The 15,613-nt window shown below is 71.0% G+C and carries 14 protein-coding genes; 2 read left to right on the forward strand and 12 right to left on the reverse strand.

Features of this window, described 5'->3' with window-relative positions; translation table 11 throughout:
• Position 1: 1 nt before the first annotated feature.
• From secD to pgsA, 12 genes are all read right to left on the reverse strand, one after another.
• The gene (gene secD / locus AB0N14_RS11305) at positions 2-1,783 is read right to left on the reverse strand and encodes a protein translocase subunit SecD (protein ID WP_366025417.1); all 1,782 of its coding nucleotides are present in this window, start codon (positions 1,781-1,783) and stop codon (positions 2-4) included.
• Between the two features lie 136 nt (positions 1,784-1,919).
• Complete coding sequence (gene yajC, locus AB0N14_RS11310) at positions 1,920-2,501, reverse strand: preprotein translocase subunit YajC (RefSeq protein ID WP_366025418.1); 582 nt, start codon at positions 2,499-2,501, stop codon at positions 1,920-1,922.
• A gap of 165 nt (positions 2,502-2,666) precedes the next feature.
• Positions 2,667-3,737 carry a Holliday junction branch migration DNA helicase RuvB gene (gene ruvB / locus AB0N14_RS11315; RefSeq protein ID WP_366025419.1) on the reverse strand — a complete coding sequence of 357 codons (1,071 nt, stop codon included), beginning with the start codon at positions 3,735-3,737 and terminating at the stop codon, positions 2,667-2,669.
• A 14-nt stretch (positions 3,738-3,751) separates the two neighbouring features.
• Positions 3,752-4,357: a Holliday junction branch migration protein RuvA gene (gene ruvA / locus AB0N14_RS11320; RefSeq protein WP_366025420.1), complete on the reverse strand. Its 606-nt coding sequence runs from the start codon at positions 4,355-4,357 to the stop codon at positions 3,752-3,754.
• A complete protein-coding gene (ruvC, locus tag AB0N14_RS11325; protein ID WP_366025421.1) occupies positions 4,354-4,896 on the reverse strand; it encodes a crossover junction endodeoxyribonuclease RuvC in 543 nt (180 codons plus the stop codon). Before ruvC ends, ruvA begins: the two co-directional genes overlap by 4 nt.
• A gap of 205 nt (positions 4,897-5,101) precedes the next feature.
• Entirely contained in the window at positions 5,102-5,854 is a 753-nt protein-coding gene (locus tag AB0N14_RS11330; protein WP_366025422.1) for a YebC/PmpR family DNA-binding transcriptional regulator, read from the reverse strand.
• A gap of 78 nt (positions 5,855-5,932) precedes the next feature.
• Positions 5,933-6,541 carry a pyridoxal 5'-phosphate synthase glutaminase subunit PdxT gene (pdxT, locus tag AB0N14_RS11335; protein WP_366025423.1) on the reverse strand — a complete coding sequence of 203 codons (609 nt, stop codon included), beginning with the start codon at positions 6,539-6,541 and terminating at the stop codon, positions 5,933-5,935.
• Positions 6,542-6,577: 36 nt separating this feature from the next.
• Positions 6,578-7,489 carry a pyridoxal 5'-phosphate synthase lyase subunit PdxS gene (gene pdxS / locus AB0N14_RS11340; protein ID WP_366025424.1) on the reverse strand — a complete coding sequence of 304 codons (912 nt, stop codon included), beginning with the start codon at positions 7,487-7,489 and terminating at the stop codon, positions 6,578-6,580.
• 127 nt (positions 7,490-7,616) lie between these two features.
• Positions 7,617-8,162, reverse strand: coding sequence for a hypothetical protein (locus AB0N14_RS11345; protein WP_366025425.1), 546 nt, complete (start codon positions 8,160-8,162; stop codon positions 7,617-7,619).
• An 80-nt stretch (positions 8,163-8,242) separates the two neighbouring features.
• The gene (locus AB0N14_RS11350) at positions 8,243-9,403 is read right to left on the reverse strand and encodes a glycosyltransferase family 4 protein (protein ID WP_366025426.1); all 1,161 of its coding nucleotides are present in this window, start codon (positions 9,401-9,403) and stop codon (positions 8,243-8,245) included.
• Positions 9,400-10,323 carry a phosphatidylinositol mannoside acyltransferase gene (locus AB0N14_RS11355; protein ID WP_366025427.1) on the reverse strand — a complete coding sequence of 308 codons (924 nt, stop codon included), beginning with the start codon at positions 10,321-10,323 and terminating at the stop codon, positions 9,400-9,402. Before AB0N14_RS11355 ends, AB0N14_RS11350 begins: the two co-directional genes overlap by 4 nt.
• 26 nt (positions 10,324-10,349) lie before the next feature.
• Positions 10,350-11,036, reverse strand: coding sequence for a phosphatidylinositol phosphate synthase (pgsA, locus tag AB0N14_RS11360; protein WP_200421491.1), 687 nt, complete (start codon positions 11,034-11,036; stop codon positions 10,350-10,352).
• Positions 11,037-11,344: 308 nt separating this feature from the next.
• Here pgsA and AB0N14_RS11365 point away from each other — a divergent pair, with 308 nt between their 5' ends.
• Entirely contained in the window at positions 11,345-13,543 is a 2,199-nt protein-coding gene (locus AB0N14_RS11365) for an elongation factor G-like protein EF-G2 (protein WP_366025644.1), read from the forward strand.
• Positions 13,544-13,792: 249 nt separating this feature from the next.
• Positions 13,793-15,451: a hypothetical protein gene (locus AB0N14_RS11370; protein WP_366025428.1), complete on the forward strand. Its 1,659-nt coding sequence runs from the start codon at positions 13,793-13,795 to the stop codon at positions 15,449-15,451.
• Positions 15,452-15,613: the final 162 nt, after the last annotated feature.

Here is a 15,613-nt window from a genome sequence, read left to right on the forward strand (position 1 = left end):
CTCACGCCTCCTTCGGGTCGACGGGGGCGGAGGGACGACGGGTGCGCCGCAGGGGTGGCTTGGCGCCGAGGCGCTTGGGGTCGAGGCCGGACCAGCTGTGGCCGTTCGCGAAGAACGACCGGCGCGCCAGGATCGTCAGCAGCGGCTTGGTGAACAGGAACACCACCACGACGTCGAGCAGGGTCGTCAGGCCGAGCGTGAACGCGAAGCCCTGGACCTTGCCGACGGTGACGATGAACAGCACCGCGGCGGCGAGGAAGGACACGAAGTCGGACACCAGGATGGTGCGCCGGGCGCGCGGCCAGCCGCGTTCGACGGCGGGGCGCAGGGAGCGGCCCTCACGGATCTCGTCCCGGACGCGTTCGAAGTACACGATGAACGAGTCCGCGGTGATGCCGATCGCGACGATGGCGCCGCACACAGCGGGCAGGTTCAGCGCGAAGCCGATGGTCGGGCCGAGCAGCGACATGATCACGTAGGTGAGGATCGCGGACACCGCGAGGGACGCGACCGCGATGGCCGCGAGGCCGCGGTAGTAGGCGACCAGGTAGATCACGACGAGAGCCAGGCCGATGGCGCCCGCGATCAGACCGGCGTGCAGCTGCTCACCGCCGAGCGCGGCGGTCACCGTGGTGACGCTCGACTCCTTGAAGGTGAGCGGGAGCGCGCCGTACGACAGCATGTTGGACAGGCTCTGGGCGTCCTCCTGGGTGAAGCTGCCGGAGATCTCCGCGTTGCCGCCGGTGATGGCCGTCTGGACGTACGGGTGGGAGACGACCTCGTCGTCCAGGACGATCGCGAACTCGTTCTGCGGGGTCGTCTTCTGCGAAAGCTGACCGGTGATGTCGGCGAACTTCTTCGCGCCGCTGGAGTTGAAGGTCATCTGGACCTGCCAGCCGGCGGCACCCTGCGTGTCGTAGACGGCCTGGGCCTTCTTGACCTCCGTGCCGTCGACCGCGACCGGACCGAGCAGGAACTTGTTCCAGACGTTGCCGTCCTTGCCGCAGGCGACGGTGGGCTCGCCCGTCTTGGCGCCCTTGCCGGCCGTGGCGCGCTGCTCGGGCTTGCTGCAGTCGAGGGCGGCGTACTGGGCCTGGAGCCCCGCCGCGCCACCGGAGACGGACCCGGCGCTCGAGGAGGGCGAGGCGCTCGCGGAGGGCTTGGTGGAGGAGGCGGCGGACGCGGAGCTGCTCGCGGACGGCGTGGAGGTCGCCTTCAGCGCGTCGGTGACGGGACGGCCCTGCGAGGTGGCGGAGGACGACGGGCTCGCGGAGCCGGACGTCGCCTTGCTCTTGTTCGCCGAGCTCGACGGGCTGGGCGAGGCACTGCCGCCCGCGCTGGAGCTGGGGCTGGGGCTCGCCGAGGCGCCGGTGCCGGAGGCGTCGCGCTGCAGGACCGGACGGAAGTACAGCTTGGCGGTGGTGCCGACCTGTTCCCGGGCCTCCTTGGAGTTCGTGCCCCGGGGGATGTTGACGATGATGTTGCGATCGCCCTGGGTCTGGACCTCCGCCTCGGACACGCCCAGACCGTTGACCCGTCGGTTCATGATCTCGACCGCGGTGTCCATGTTGGTCTTGTTGATCGCGTTGGGCTGACCGGGCTCGTTGACCGCCGTCAGCGTGATGCTGGTGCCGCCGGCGAGGTCGATGCCGAGACGCGGAGTGGTGTGTCCGGAGGCGAACATTCCCCCGGTGAGCGCCGCGATGGCGATCAGGATGAGGGCCAGCGAGCGCCCTGGCTTGCTCTGGGCGCTCGCGCTTCGGCCCTTCTTCGGTGCTGCCACCTTGTCGTACTCCCTCTCGAGCCGCCGCGCGCGGGGTCAGCGCACGGGCAGCCATGCCATTGTGTCGGGATTCCGCACGAAAACCGCACAGCCCGGGCCGGGACGCGCCGGTCGCACGTCCTGGCCCGGGATGCGGTCACTTCGCGTCGGACTCGCCGTCGGTCTTCTTCGGCTCTGCTTCGTCGGTCTTCGCGTCGGACACGCCGTCGGTCTTCTTCGGCTCTGCTTCGTCGGTCTTCGCGTCGGACACGCCGTCGGTCTTCTTCGGCTCTGCTTCGTCGGTCTTCGCGTCGGTCGCGGCGTCCGCGTCCTTCTTGCCGAGGTCGACCTTGTCGTCGGCAGGGCCCGAAGAGGCGTCGGCGGCGGGCTCGTCGGTCTCGGTGAGGGAGGAGGCGTCGTCCGGCACGACGGCGGCGTCGGCCTTCAGCTCGTGCTCGATGCCGTGGACGATGCGGTTGTACTCGTCGTCGGTCAGGACGGCGCCGATCGCGTTCTTCGCGAAGAGCAGCTCAACGCCCGGGGCCGCGTCAAGGAGGACCGTGTCGTCGTTGACCTCCTTGACCGTCGCGTACATGCCCCCGATCGTGCGGACGCCGCTGCCGGGCTGCATGTCGTTGCGCATTTGCGCGGCCTGCTGCTGCTTGCGCTTGGCCGAGCGGGTCATCAGGAACATGGCCCCGATGAGCACGATGAACGGGAGGAGGGTCACGATATTCACGGGACGGAATTTCCTTCGCACGACCGCTCGATCGGCGGCCTGGTGGATGGGGGTGTGATGGGTGCCGCCCGCGAGGGCGGCATCGGCGGAGTCTAAGCGAGTCCGCACGCAAGGAACAACGCTCAGCATGGCACCCGGGTTCCTGCTGGTGCGAGTCCCCCGCCGTCACGCCCCGAACAGGCCCTGTTGTCCGTTTCCCCCGGTCGTCCCGCGTGGCGCGGTCAGCCCGAGGTGCGCCCAGGCGGCCGGTGTCGCCACCCGTCCGCGCGGGGTGCGGGCGAGCAGGCCCTCCCTGACGAGGAACGGTTCGGCGACCTCCTCCACGGTCTCGCGCTCCTCTCCCACGGCGACGGCGAGCGTGGAGAGGCCGACGGGGCCGCCGCCGAACAGCTTCAGCAGGGCCCCGAGGACGGCGCGGTCGAGGCGGTCGAGGCCGCGCGCGTCGACCTCGTAGACGGCGAGGGCCGCCGCCGCGATCTCCCGGGTGATCACTCCGTCGGCCTTGACCTGGGCGTAGTCCCGTACACGGCGCAGCAGCCGGTTGGCGATACGGGGGGTGCCACGGGAGCGTCCGGCGATCTCCGCGGCGCCCTGGGGGTCGATCTCCACGTCGAGCAGGCCCGCCGAGCGGTGGATGACGCGCTCCAGCTCGGCGGGCTCGTAGAACTCCATGTGCGCGGTGAAGCCGAAGCGGTCGCGCAGCGGGGGCGGCAGCAGGCCCGCGCGCGTGGTGGCGCCGACCAGCGTGAACGGCGGCAGCTCCAGCGGGATGGCGGTGGCGCCGGGACCCTTGCCGACGATCACGTCGACGCGGAAGTCCTCCATCGCCATGTAGAGCATCTCCTCCGCGGGCCTGGACATGCGGTGGATCTCGTCGAGGAAGAGGACCTCGCCCTCCTGCAGGGAGGAGAGGATCGCGGCCAAGTCGCCGGCGTGCTGGATGGCCGGGCCGCTGGTGATGCGGATGGGGGCACCCATCTCCGCCGCGATGATCATCGACAGGGTCGTCTTGCCGAGGCCGGGGGCGCCGGACAGGAGCACGTGGTCGGCGGTGGCGCCCCGCGCGCGTGCCGCGCGCAGCACCAGGTCGAGTTGCTCCCGGACCTTCTCCTGGCCGATGAACTCGCCCAGGTCCTTGGGGCGCAGGGCGGCCTCGACGGCCTGGTCCTCACCGTCGGCGACAGAGCCCACCAGCCGCTCGGAGGCGGAAGTGTCGGTCGTGTCGTCCCAGTTCACTTGACGTCTCCTGCTCAGCGGGCTCGGTTCAGGGTCTGCAGGGCCGCCTTGAGGAGGGCACCCACCTGGGGCGTGCCCCCGGCGCCCTCGGCCTGCGGGGCCACCGCGGCGACCGCCTCCTCCGCCTCCCGGGTCGCGTACCCGAGGCCGACCAGGGCGGCGTGCAGCTGGTCGCGCCAGCCGGAGGCGGGGGGTGCGGCGGCCGCGGGGGCGCCGACCGGCTCGCCCAGGCGGTCCTTCAGCTCCAGGAGCAGCTTCTGGGCGCCCTTCTTGCCGATGCCGGGGACGGCGATGAGCGCCTTCTCGTCACCGGTCGCCACAGCGCGGCGCAGCGCGTCCGGGGAGTGCACGGCCAGCATGGACTGCGCCAGGCGCGGGCCGACACCGCTCGCGGTCTGCAGCAGCTCGAAGACCTGGCGCTCGTCGTCGTCCACGAAGCCGTACAGGGTCAGCGAGTCCTCCCGGACGACCAGGGAGGTCGCGAGCTTCGTCTGCCGGCCGAGCCGGAGCCCGGAGAGCGTGTTCGGCGTGCACTGGACGGCGATGCCGATGCCGCCCACCTCGACCACCGCGGAGTCCGGGGCGAGGGCGGCGACCGGGCCACTGACGAAGGCGATCATGCGGTACGGCCTTTCGTTGCGTGCTTCGATGCGTGCAGGGCGACGGCCTGCTGGAGCCGGTTCTGCGCGGGGGCCCGCCAGATGTGGCAGATGGCGAGGGCGAGGGCGTCGGCGGCATCGGCGGGCCTGGGCGGCGCGTCCAGCCGGAGCAGCCGCGTGACCATCGCGCCGACCTGCGCCTTGTCGGCACGTCCGGTGCCGGTGACGGCCGCCTTGACCTCGCTCGGGGTGTGCAGGGCGACGGGGATGCCGCGGCGGGCCGCGCACAGCGTGGCGACGGCGCTGGCCTGGGCGGTGCCCATCACCGTCCGCACGTTGTGCTGGCTGAAGACGCGCTCGACGGCGACGAACTCGGGTCGGTGCTCGTCCAGCCACTGCTCGATGCCCTGCTCGACGGCGACGAGGCGGTGGCCGAGGTCGGCGTCCACGGGCGTCCGGACGACGCCGACGCCGAGCATGGTGAGCGTGCGCCCGGGCACGCCCTCGACCACCCCGACACCGCACCGCGTCAGCCCCGGGTCCACCCCCAGCACGCGCACGCCTGTCCCCTCCCCTTCTTCACGGCTGAACCGCCGCCGCTCTCGCGGACCTGGCTGAACACCGTCGGGGTTCCCCAATGGATGGTTGCGGTCCGTGGACGGTGATCTCTGTCTGACGCCAGGCTATCCGGCGGCACCGACAACGACCCGCAAAGCGACGGGCCGACAGGAGCGTCCCGTCGGCCCGTCGAATCCAGCGGCAGCGTTACGCGCCGACCTTCTCCATGATGTCGTCGCTGACGTCGAAGTTCGCGAAGACGTTCTGCACGTCGTCGCTGTCCTCGAGCGCGTCGATCAGCTTGAAGATCTTCTTGGCGCCCTCCTCGTCCAGCTGGACCTGCATGGTCGGGACGAAGTTGGCCTCGGCGGAGTCGTAGTCGATCCCGGCGTCCTGCAGGGCCTTGCGGACCGCGACCAGGTCGGTGGCCTCGCTGATGACCTCGAAGGACTCGCCGAGGTCGTTGACCTCCTCGGCGCCCGCGTCGAGCACGGCGCCCAGGACGTCGTCCTCGGTCAGTCCGCCCTTGGGGACGATCACGACGCCCTTGCGGTTGAACAGGTACGAGACCGAGCCCGGGTCGGCCATGGAGCCGCCGTTGCGGGTCATGGCTACGCGCACGTCGGAGGCGGCACGGTTGCGGTTGTCGGTGAGGCACTCGATGAGCACCGCGACACCGTTCGGACCGTAGCCCTCGTACATGATCGTCTCGTAGTCGGCACCGCCGGCCTCGAGCCCCGCGCCGCGCTTGACGGCGGAGTCGATGTTCTTGTTCGGGACCGACGACTTCTTCGCCTTCTGGATGGCGTCGTAGAGAGTCGGGTTGCCGTCGGGGTCCGCGCCGCCCGTCCGGGCCGCCACCTCGATGTTCTTGATCAGCTTCGCGAAGAGCTTGCCGCGCTTGGCGTCGATCACGGCCTTCTTGTGCTTCGTCGTGGCCCATTTAGAGTGGCCGGACATCTGCCTGTCTCCTTCGCGTAACCCATCTCTGCAACGAACTCCCCCAGACCTTAACGGCTGGGGGGACCCCCAGAGATCCTACAAGGACTCCGGTGCCCGATGGGCGCGCACCATGTCGACGAAGAGGGCGTGCACCCGGTGGTCGCCGGTCAGCTCCGGGTGGAACGACGTGGCGAGTGCGTTGCCCTGGCGTACGGCGACGATGTGGCCGTCGTGCTCGGCGAGCACCTCGGCGCCCGCCCCGACGGACTCGACCCAGGGGGCGCGGATGAAGACGCCCTCTACAGGATCGCCCTCGATGCCCTCGACGTCGACGGCCGCCTCGAAGGACTCGTTCTGCCGTCCGAAGGCGTTCCGGCGCACGATCATGTCGATGCCGCCGACGGTCTCCTGGCCGGAGCGCGGGTCGAGGATCTTGTCCGCGAGCATGATCATGCCCGCGCAGGTGCCGTAGACAGGCATGCCGTCGCGCACGCGCGCGCGCAGGGGTTCCATCACTCCGAAGAGGGTGGCCAGCTTGGAGATGGTGGTGGACTCGCCGCCGGGGAGGACGAGGCCGTCGACCTCGGCGAGCTCTTCGGGGCGCCGCACCGGCCTGGCCACGGCGTCGGCCGCGGCCAGGGCGATGAGATGCTCCCGTACGTCGCCCTGGAGGGCCAGGACGCCTATGACGGGTGCGTCAGTCATGTGTTCGTGCAGTCCTCGTGCTGTTCCTGCGGTGACTTACCAGCCGCGGTTGGCGTAGCGCTCGGTCTCGGGGAGGGTGTCGCAGTTGATGCCGACCATGGCCTCGCCGAGGTTGCGGGACGCGTCCGCGATGATCTTGGGGTCGTCGTAGAAGGTGGTGGCCTTCACGATGGCGGCGGCGCGCTTGGCCGGGTCGCCGGACTTGAAGATGCCGGAGCCTACGAAGACGCCCTCGGCGCCGAGCTGGCGCATCAGCGCGGCGTCGGCCGGGGTGGCGACGCCACCGGCGGAGAACAGCACGACCGGGAGCTTGCCCAGCACGGCGACCTCCTTGACCAGCTCGTACGGGGCGCGCAGCTCCTTGGCGGCGGCGTACAGCTCGTGGTTGTCGAAGCCGCGCAGCTTGGCGATCTCGTTCTTGATCTGGCGCAGGTGGCGGACGGCCTCGACGACGTTGCCGGTGCCGGCCTCGCCCTTGGAGCGGATCATCGCGGCGCCCTCGGCGATGCGGCGCAGGGCCTCGCCGAGGTTGGTGGCGCCGCAGACGAAGGGGGTGGTGAAGGCCCACTTGTCGGAGTGGTTGACCTCGTCGGCGGGGGTGAGGACCTCCGACTCGTCGATGTAGTCGACGCCGAGGGACTGCAGGACCTGGGCCTCGACGAAGTGGCCGATGCGGGACTTCGCCATGACCGGGATGGAGACGGCGTTGATGATGCCCTCGATCATGTCCGGGTCGGACATGCGGGCCACGCCCCCGTCCTTGCGGATGTCGGCCGGGACCCGCTCGAGAGCCATGACCGCGACGGCGCCCGCGTCCTCGGCGATCTTCGCCTGCTCCGGCGTGACGACGTCCATGATCACGCCGCCCTTGAGCTGCTCGGCCATGCCGCGCTTGACGCGGGCGGTGCCGGTCTCGGGGGTCTGGGGGGTGGAGAGCTCGCTGGACACGGGTTTCGACCTCACTCGGAAAAAGAGGGATTTCTGCTGGACCGAGGAAACGGCACGGGTACAGGCCACTGCAAGGGCCAATGGGGAGCCGGTGGATCGTTTTGCGCCGTGGCGCGAAACGACGGTGTCAGGCCGCCGACCGGTCCGTCAGTGCAGCCGGGGGCTCGTCGTCCATTTCGAACGCCATGGGGAACGGGGCGTGCCCGGCGAGGCGGAACCAGCGCACCTTGCGGTGCCGGCGCAGGGCCCGCGCCGCGCGTACGGCGTCGTTGTGGAAACGGCGGGCCATCGGAACCCGGCGCACCGCCTCGGTCAGCTCCCGTGCGGCTGCCTCTCCGCCGGGCGCCTCGCGCACCGCCTCGACCTGCTGCGCCTCCGCGAAGACGGCCCGGAGCGCCTGGCTCAGCTCGCTCTCGGCGACCTCCCGCTGCTCCTCCTCGGCCTGCCGGGCCGCGTGTGCGGCCTCGTACAGGACGATCGACGCGGCCGGGTCGAGCACTCCGGAGGTGGCCAGTTCCTGGGCGACCGAGGCCCGCCGCAGCAGCTGGGCGTCGAGCGCGGCGCGTGCCGCGTCGATCCGGGCGTGCAGCCGGTCGAGCCGCCCCGCGGTCCAGCTCAGATAGAGGCCGATCACGACGAGGGCGACAAGGATCCAGATGAGGGTTGCGGTCACGGGCGAAGGTTATCGGCCCCCGCTCACCGCTCCCTCGGCTCCCTCGGGCCCACCGGAACGCCGGGCCCGGCGGCCGGCACTCAGTCCCGCGCCAGGCCCAACCGCGCCCGCAGCCCCGTGCGCTCGTCCGCCGCCACCGCCGCCGCGCCCGCCGTCACCGTCTCGTAGACCGACAGGATGTCCGCGCCGACCGTCGACCAGTCGAAGCGCCGCACGTGGGCGCTTCCCCGGGCACGCAGTTCGGCTCGGCGGTCCGCGTCGTTCAGCAGGCGTACCGCGGCGTCGGCGAGGGCGCCGGCGTCCTCGTTGGCGAACAGCTCGCCGGCCGCTCCCTGGTCCAGCACCTGCGCGAAGGCGTCCAGGTCGGAGGCGAGGACCGGGGCGCCCGCCGACATGGCCTCGACGAGGATGATGCCGAAGCTCTCGCCGCCGGTGTTGGGCGCCACGTACAGGTCGACGCTGCGCAGCAGGCGCGCCTTGTCCTCGTCGCTGATCATGCCGAGGAACTCCACGCGCGAGCGCAGCTCGGCGGGGAGCGTCTCGACCGCCTCCTCCTCGTCGCCCCGGCCCGCCACCAGCAGTCGTGTCTGCGGCCGGGCGGCAAGGATCTTCGGCAGGGCCTTCATGAGGACCGGCAGGCCTTTGCGCGGTTCGTCGATGCGCCCGATGAAACCGATCGTGTCCCCCTGCCACTCGGGCCTCGGCTCTGCCTTCGCGAAGAAGGCGACGTCCACGCCGTTCGGGATCACCACCGCGTCGCCGCCCAGGTGTTCGACGAGGGTGCGCCGCGCGTACTCGCTCACCGCGATCCGCGCGCTGATCTTCTCCAGGGCCGCCTGGAGGATCGCGTACGCGGCGATCATGGCCCGGGAGCGCGGGTTCGACGTGTGGAAGGTCGCCACGATCGGGCCCTGCGCCGCCCAGCAGGCCAGCAGGCCCAGGGACGGCGAGGCGGGCTCGTGGATGTGGATCACGTCGAACCCGCCGTCGTGCAGCCAGCGCCGCACCCGCGCGGCGCTCAGGAAGCCGAAGTTCAGACGCGCCACCGAGCCGTTGTACGGCACCGGGACGGCACGCCCGGCCGAGACGGCGTACGGCGGCAGGGGGGTGTCGTCGTCCGCGGGGGCGAGGACGGACACCTCGTGCCCGAGGCGGATGAAGTACTCGGCCAGATCGCGGATGTGGAACTGGACGCCGCCCGGCACGTCCCAGGAGTACGGGCAGACGATGCCGATCCTCACGGCGTGCCCTTCCGGGGGTCCATGCTCGGGTCCAGGTCGGCGAGCCACAACCGCTGCAGCATGTGCCAGTCCTCCGGATGCTCGGTGACCCCCGTGGCGAAGGCGTCTGCCAGCGCCTGTGTCATGACAGACGTCTTCTCGGCCCGGCCACCTGACTGGGGTACCTCGATCGGGGGATGCACGCGGCCCTGCATGACGGGCGAGTCGTCGTACCAGAGCGTCACCGGCAACAACAACGCGCCGGTCTGCTGGGCGAGCAGCGCCGGTCCCGCAGGCATCCGGGCCGTCTCGCCGAAGAAGGTGACCTCGACGCCGGAGGCGGACAGGTCCCGGTCGGCGACCAGGCAGACCAGTCCCCCGTCGCGCAGCCGCCGGGCCAGGGTGCCGAACGCGGACCCGCCGCTGTGCGGCAGCACCTCCATGCCGAGGCCCTCGCGGTAGGCGACGAACCGGTCGTAGAGCGTCTCCGGCTTGAGCCGCTCGGCGACCGTCGTGAACGGCGTGCGCAGCTCGGTGGTGACCCAGGCGCCCGCCAGGTCCCAGTTGGCCAGGTGCGGCAGAGCGAGCACGACGCCCTTGCCGGCGGCGAGCCCGTCGGTCAGGAAGTGCAGGTCCTTGGGGTGGAAGCCGCGCCTTATGCGCTCCGGGCTCCAGACGGGCAGCCGGAACGACTCCATCCAGTAGCGCAGGTACGACCGCATGCCCGCCCGCGTCAGCTCGGCGAGCCGCTCCGGGGTCGCGTCGGGAACCACGCGCGCGTAGTTGCTCTCGAGCCGTCGTACACCCTTGCCGCGCTGTTTCCAGGCGAGGTCGGCGATGGTGCGGCCGAGCCGGGTGGCGACGGGTTCGGGCAGCGTCTTCACCGTGCTCCAGCCCAGGCCGTAGAGCCCGTCCGTGAGCCGTTCCTGGAGGCTGGTCATGCCGCCGCCCCGCTCCTTCCCGCCGCTCACTTGGCCGCCTCGCTGCCGTGCGAGGTGCTCTCGTCGTTCTGCGCGGCCGCGGCGGCGTCCGCCTCGGCGGACTCCCGGCGCACGGTGACGACCCGCTGGATCAGCGTCACCAGACTGCCGACGGCGACGATCCACAGCGCGATCGGCAGCAGCCACTGGATGCCGGGCACGCCGAACTTGTGCAGGCCCGCGAAACCGGCGGCGACCAGGGAAATCACCAGGCGTTCGGCGCGCTCCACGAGGCCGTTGACCGCCACGGGCAGCCCGATCGACTCGCCGCGGGCCTTGGTGTACGACACCACCTGGCCGCTGGCCAGGCAGAAGATCGACACCGCGCACAGGACATTGTCGTCGCCGTTGCCCGCGTACCACAGGGCGAAGCCGCCGAAGATCGCGCCGTCGGCGACCCGGTCGAGCGTGGAGTCCAGGAAGGCGCCCCAGCGGCTGGATCGGCCCAGCTGGCGGGCCATGTTGCCGTCGACGAGGTCGGAGAAGACGAACAGCGTGATGACGACCGTGCCCCAGAAGAACTCGCCCCGGGGGTAGAAGACCAGTGCGCCCGCGATCACGCCGGCGGTGCCGATCAGCGTGACCGTGTCGGGGCTGACGCCCCGCCGGATCAGAAACGCGGCGAACGGTGTGAGAACACGCGTGAAGAAAGCACGCGCGTACTTGTTCAGCATGGCCTTCCCGACGGTCGGTGAGCCGCGCGGCCCCTGCTGGCCACCGGCGCGCCCAATCGTAGCCACGCGCGCGTGGGCGCGACGGCCGGGCACCCAAGGCCCGGTGTCACGGCCTGATGGCGCCCGGGTCACGGCGCGATCGCGCCGGGTGGAGCACGGCCCGCAAACGGGATCACGTCCCTCGTATGGACGCATTGTGACGCGAGTGCAAAGCTCGAAAGAACCGCGGGCGTCACAGGAGCCGCGTTCGCACGCGGGTCCGCATGTCCGCGCCCACAGTGACCTCACCGTGCACGGGAGGCAAGGCCATGGGCGACAAGGCGAACGTACACCCCGGAGCCGCCGGCAGGGCAACGGCGGCCGACCGGCCCGCGTCCGTACGGAATGTGGTGCTGGTCGGCCACAGCGGATCGGGCAAGACGACTCTGGTGGAGGCTCTCGCGCTGACGGCGGGAGCGCTGAACCGGGCGGGCCGTGTGGAGGACGGCGGCACCCTCTCCGACTACGACGAGATCGAGCACCGGCAGCAGCGCTCGGTGCAGCTCTCCCTGGTTCCCGTCGAATGGGACGGGATCAAGATCAACCTGCTGGACACTCCTGGATACGCCGACTTCGTCGGGGAGCTCCGGGCCGGTCTGCGCGCCGCGGACGCGGCCCTTTTCGTCGTCTCGGCCTCGGACGGTGTGGACGGCTCCACCCGCATGGTGTGGGAGGAGTGCGCGGCCGTCGGCATGCCGCGCGCCATCGTGATCACGCACCTGGAGGCGGCGCGGGCCGACTTCGAGGAGATGACCCGCCGTTGCGCGGAGGCTTTCGGCGGGGACGACCCCGACGCCGTCCTGCCGCTGTACCTGCCGCTGCACGGCCCGCAGGGCCCCGACGGGCACGCGCCCGTGACCGGCCTGGTCGGTCCGCTCACGCAGAAACTGTTCGACTACTCGACCGGCGAGCGCAAGGAGTCCGAGCCGGGCGAGGACCAGCTGCCGGGGATCGAGGAGGCCCGCAACCGGCTCATCGAGGGGATCATCTCCGAGAGCGAGGACGAGACCCTCATGGACCGCTACCTCGGCGGTGAGCAGGTCGACATCAAGACGCTGATCCAGGACTTGGAGCGGGCCGTGGCGCGCGGCAGCTTCTTCCCCGTCCTGGCCGCCGCCCCCGCCGCCGAGGGCGCCAGGCAGGGCATCGGCACGGTCGAGCTGCTGGAGCTGATCATCGGCGGGTTCCCGACCCCGTTCGAGCACCCGATGCCCGGGGTCACCACCGTCGACGGCAAGCCGCGCGAGCTGAAGGCCTGCGACACCGAGGGCCCGCTGGTCGCCGAGGTCGTCAAGACCTCCTCCGATCCCTACGTCGGCCGCATCTCGCTGGTCCGCGTCTTCTCCGGCACCCTGCGCCCCGACCAGACGGTGCACGTCTCCGGGCACGGCCTGGCCGACCGCGGCCACGAGGACCACGACGTCGACGAGAAGATCGGCGCCCTGTCCATGCCCTTCGGCAAGCAGCAGCGCCCGGTCACGCACGCCGTCGCGGGCGACCTGGTGTGCGTGGCCAAGCTCGGCCGTGCCGAGACCGGGGACACCCTCTCGGCCAAGGAGGACCCGCTCCTGATGGAGCCCTGGCAGATGCCCGACCCGCTGCTGCCGCTCGCCATCCAGGCGCACAGCAAGGCGGACGAGGACAAGCTCAGCCAGGGGCTGGCCCGGCTGGTCGCCGAGGACCCGACCATGCGCCTGGAGCAGAACCCGGACACCCACCAGGTGGTGCTGTGGTGCCTGGGCGAGGCCCACGCGGACGTCGCCCTGGAGCGGCTGCGCAGCCGGTACGGCGTCCAGGTCGACGTGGTCCCGCACAAGGTGTCCCTCCGGGAGACCTTCGCGGGCAGGTCCGCCGGCAGGGGCCGTCATGTGAAGCAGTCCGGCGGGCACGGCCAGTACGCGATCTGCGAGATCGAGGTCGAACCGCTGCCGGGCGGCTCCGGCGTCGAGTTCGTGGACAAGGTGGTCGGCGGAGCGGTGCCGCGGCAGTTCATCCCGTCCGTCGAGAAGGGGGTGCGCGCGCAGGCCGCCAAGGGTGTGGCCGCCGGCTACCCGCTGGTCGACATCCGGGTCACGCTGCTCGACGGCAAGGCGCACTCCGTGGACTCCTCGGACGCCGCCTTCCAGACGGCGGGCGCGCTCGCCCTGCGCGAGGCGGCGGCCGACGCCACGATCCATCTGCTGGAACCGGTCGCCGAGGTGTCGGTGCTGGTGGGCGACGAGTACGTGGGCGCCGTGATGAGCGACCTGTCCGCGCGGCGCGGCCGGCTGCTGGGCACCGAGCAGGTCAGCGGCGGCCGGACTCTGGTACGGGCCGAGGTGCCGGAGATCGAGATCGGCCGGTACGCGATCGACCTGCGCTCCCTCTCGCACGGCACCGCACGCTTCAGCCGCTCCTACGCGCGGCACGAGCCGATGCCGGCACAGGTCGGGGAGAAGCTCCGTCAAGAGGCCCTGAAGTCCCAGTAGTTGAACCCTTGTTCCCCTCTCCGTGCGGGAGCGGCAGAGTGAGCCGTAGGGGCGCGTGAAGCGACCCGGAGGCGAACGACCGTCAAAAGCGCGGCTTCCGGTCGTCCGCTCCCGCATGTCAGTGCCTGCGGATACGCTGATGTCCTGATCAAGTCGACACACATCAGCACGCCGGCCTGTTCAACAGGTGTGCGGAGCAAGGAAGTCGGGAAAGGCCGCAGGAGCGGGTTCGGCGGCGAGGGGGCGGCAGTGACGGACGGATTCGATTTCAGCCCCGGGGCACAGGTGCCCCTTTCGGGCTCCGCGGGCCAGACGGCGGCGACCTACGCCCTGGCCTCGGCGGCGTACCGGGAGGACGACGAGGTCACGAAGATCCTCGAGGCCGACAACGAGTGGCACCAGTCGACCGTCAAGGCCCCGCGTCCGTGGGCGAGGATCTTCCGTCCCAAGCTCGGTGAGGCCTACTCCCGCGCGGTGATCGACCGCATGCTGGGCGCCGGGCGCAAGCCCCTCATCCAGTCGTTCGGCACCGAGCCGCAGGTCGTCGTGGAGCACTGCCTGGCGGCCCACCGCATCCGCCGGGAACGCGACAACCGGCTGACGGCGGTGACGGTCCTGTGCGGGGTGCTGTTCCTGCCGGGATTCCTGGTGTGGCTGCTGGTGTTCCAGATCCGCACCACCCTCGGCAGGCGGACGGACAGGAGCGCCGGTGCGCTCGCCACGACCCTTCTGGTCGCCGTCGGCGCCCTCGCCGTGATCTTCCTGATCCGTATGCCGTTCTCCGGCTTCTGGGCGTGGTACTCGCGCGCGGCGGTCGTCATGCCGGTCGTCGGCTGGTTCTGGGCCAAGCAGATCTGCGAACGCACGGCGAAGGACCTGCGTGAGCGCTGGGAGAGTCTGCTCGCGGGCGGCGGCCTGGGCGCCAAGATCCCCGAGGCGGTGCCCGGACACCCCGGTGACGCGGCCGAGCAGCTGCGCAAGGAGCTCACCCGGCTGAGCGCCGAGCAGCGGTCCAACTCCGTCTTCTACGCCGGCCCCAAGGGCATCCTCGGCATGGGCACACGCTGGGGCAGCTGGCAACTGGCCGAGGACCTGGTCTCCGCCGTGCCGGGGAAGGACTTCCACCCCTTCCGCAGCTGGGACGTGATCACCGCGATCCAGGGCGACCTGGCGATGCTGGAGCGGACCTCCATCAACACCGGCGGTTTCCCGAAGCCTTCCATAACGCACTGGATCGTCACACCGATCGGTGAGAAGGCGAAGGAGGTCTCCCGGCCCAGCGGAGCCGACGTGGACGCGTACACGATCAAGACGCACGCGATACAGGACATCTGCAACAAGCAGCAGTTCGGCAGCGGCGACCGGCACTACCTCGGCGTCCAGTGGACGCTGTGGGACGGCCAGTTGATCATCACCATGCTCATCACGGTGACGGTGCTGCACGACACCCTGCGCATCGAGGTCACCGGGCACGCCCTGGGGCCCGTCAACTCCCTGTTCACCACGAAGCCCGAGCCCAAGGAGAAGGAGGTGGCGAAGACCGTCAAGTTCTGGGAGACCCGCAAGGTGAGGCTGCCGCTGGTCGACGCCGACGAGGTGGTGCGGCTCGCCGCGCGCGCCCCGCTCACCTGGTATCCGCCGTTCCTGAACTGGCTCGGCGGCTCGCTGACCCTCCCGGAGCCGTTCGGTCTGCGCCACGCCTGGGCGGACCAGCCGTGGCGTCACCGTTTCATGGCCGACGACGCCCTGCGCGCGGCCACGCCGGTGCTGCGGGTGGTGCACGCGGCGGCGATCCGGGTCCTGAAGGACCACGGGGTGGACGTGGAGGCGTTCGGGACACGGTCGACGTTTCTCAGCACGCAGGTGCAGGACCCTACGCCGAAGAAGGCCGACGTCTACGACGCGTGACGGTGCCCCCTGGCTCGAGTGGCGTTCGGCGCTGCTGCCGGGCGCGGGTGGGTTTCGCTTGCCCCCACTCGCAGGGTGCCTCCCCCCAAGCTCTTCGAGCAGGGCACCCCCAGCGCCCACCCGTGCCGCCCCTGGGGCCCCCAGGCCGTCAAGGCGCTGAGG

It is taken from the genome of Streptomyces sp. NPDC051104 (assembly GCF_040682835.1).
In the GTDB taxonomy this organism is placed as follows: domain Bacteria; phylum Actinomycetota; class Actinomycetes; order Streptomycetales; family Streptomycetaceae; genus Streptomyces; species Streptomyces cynarae.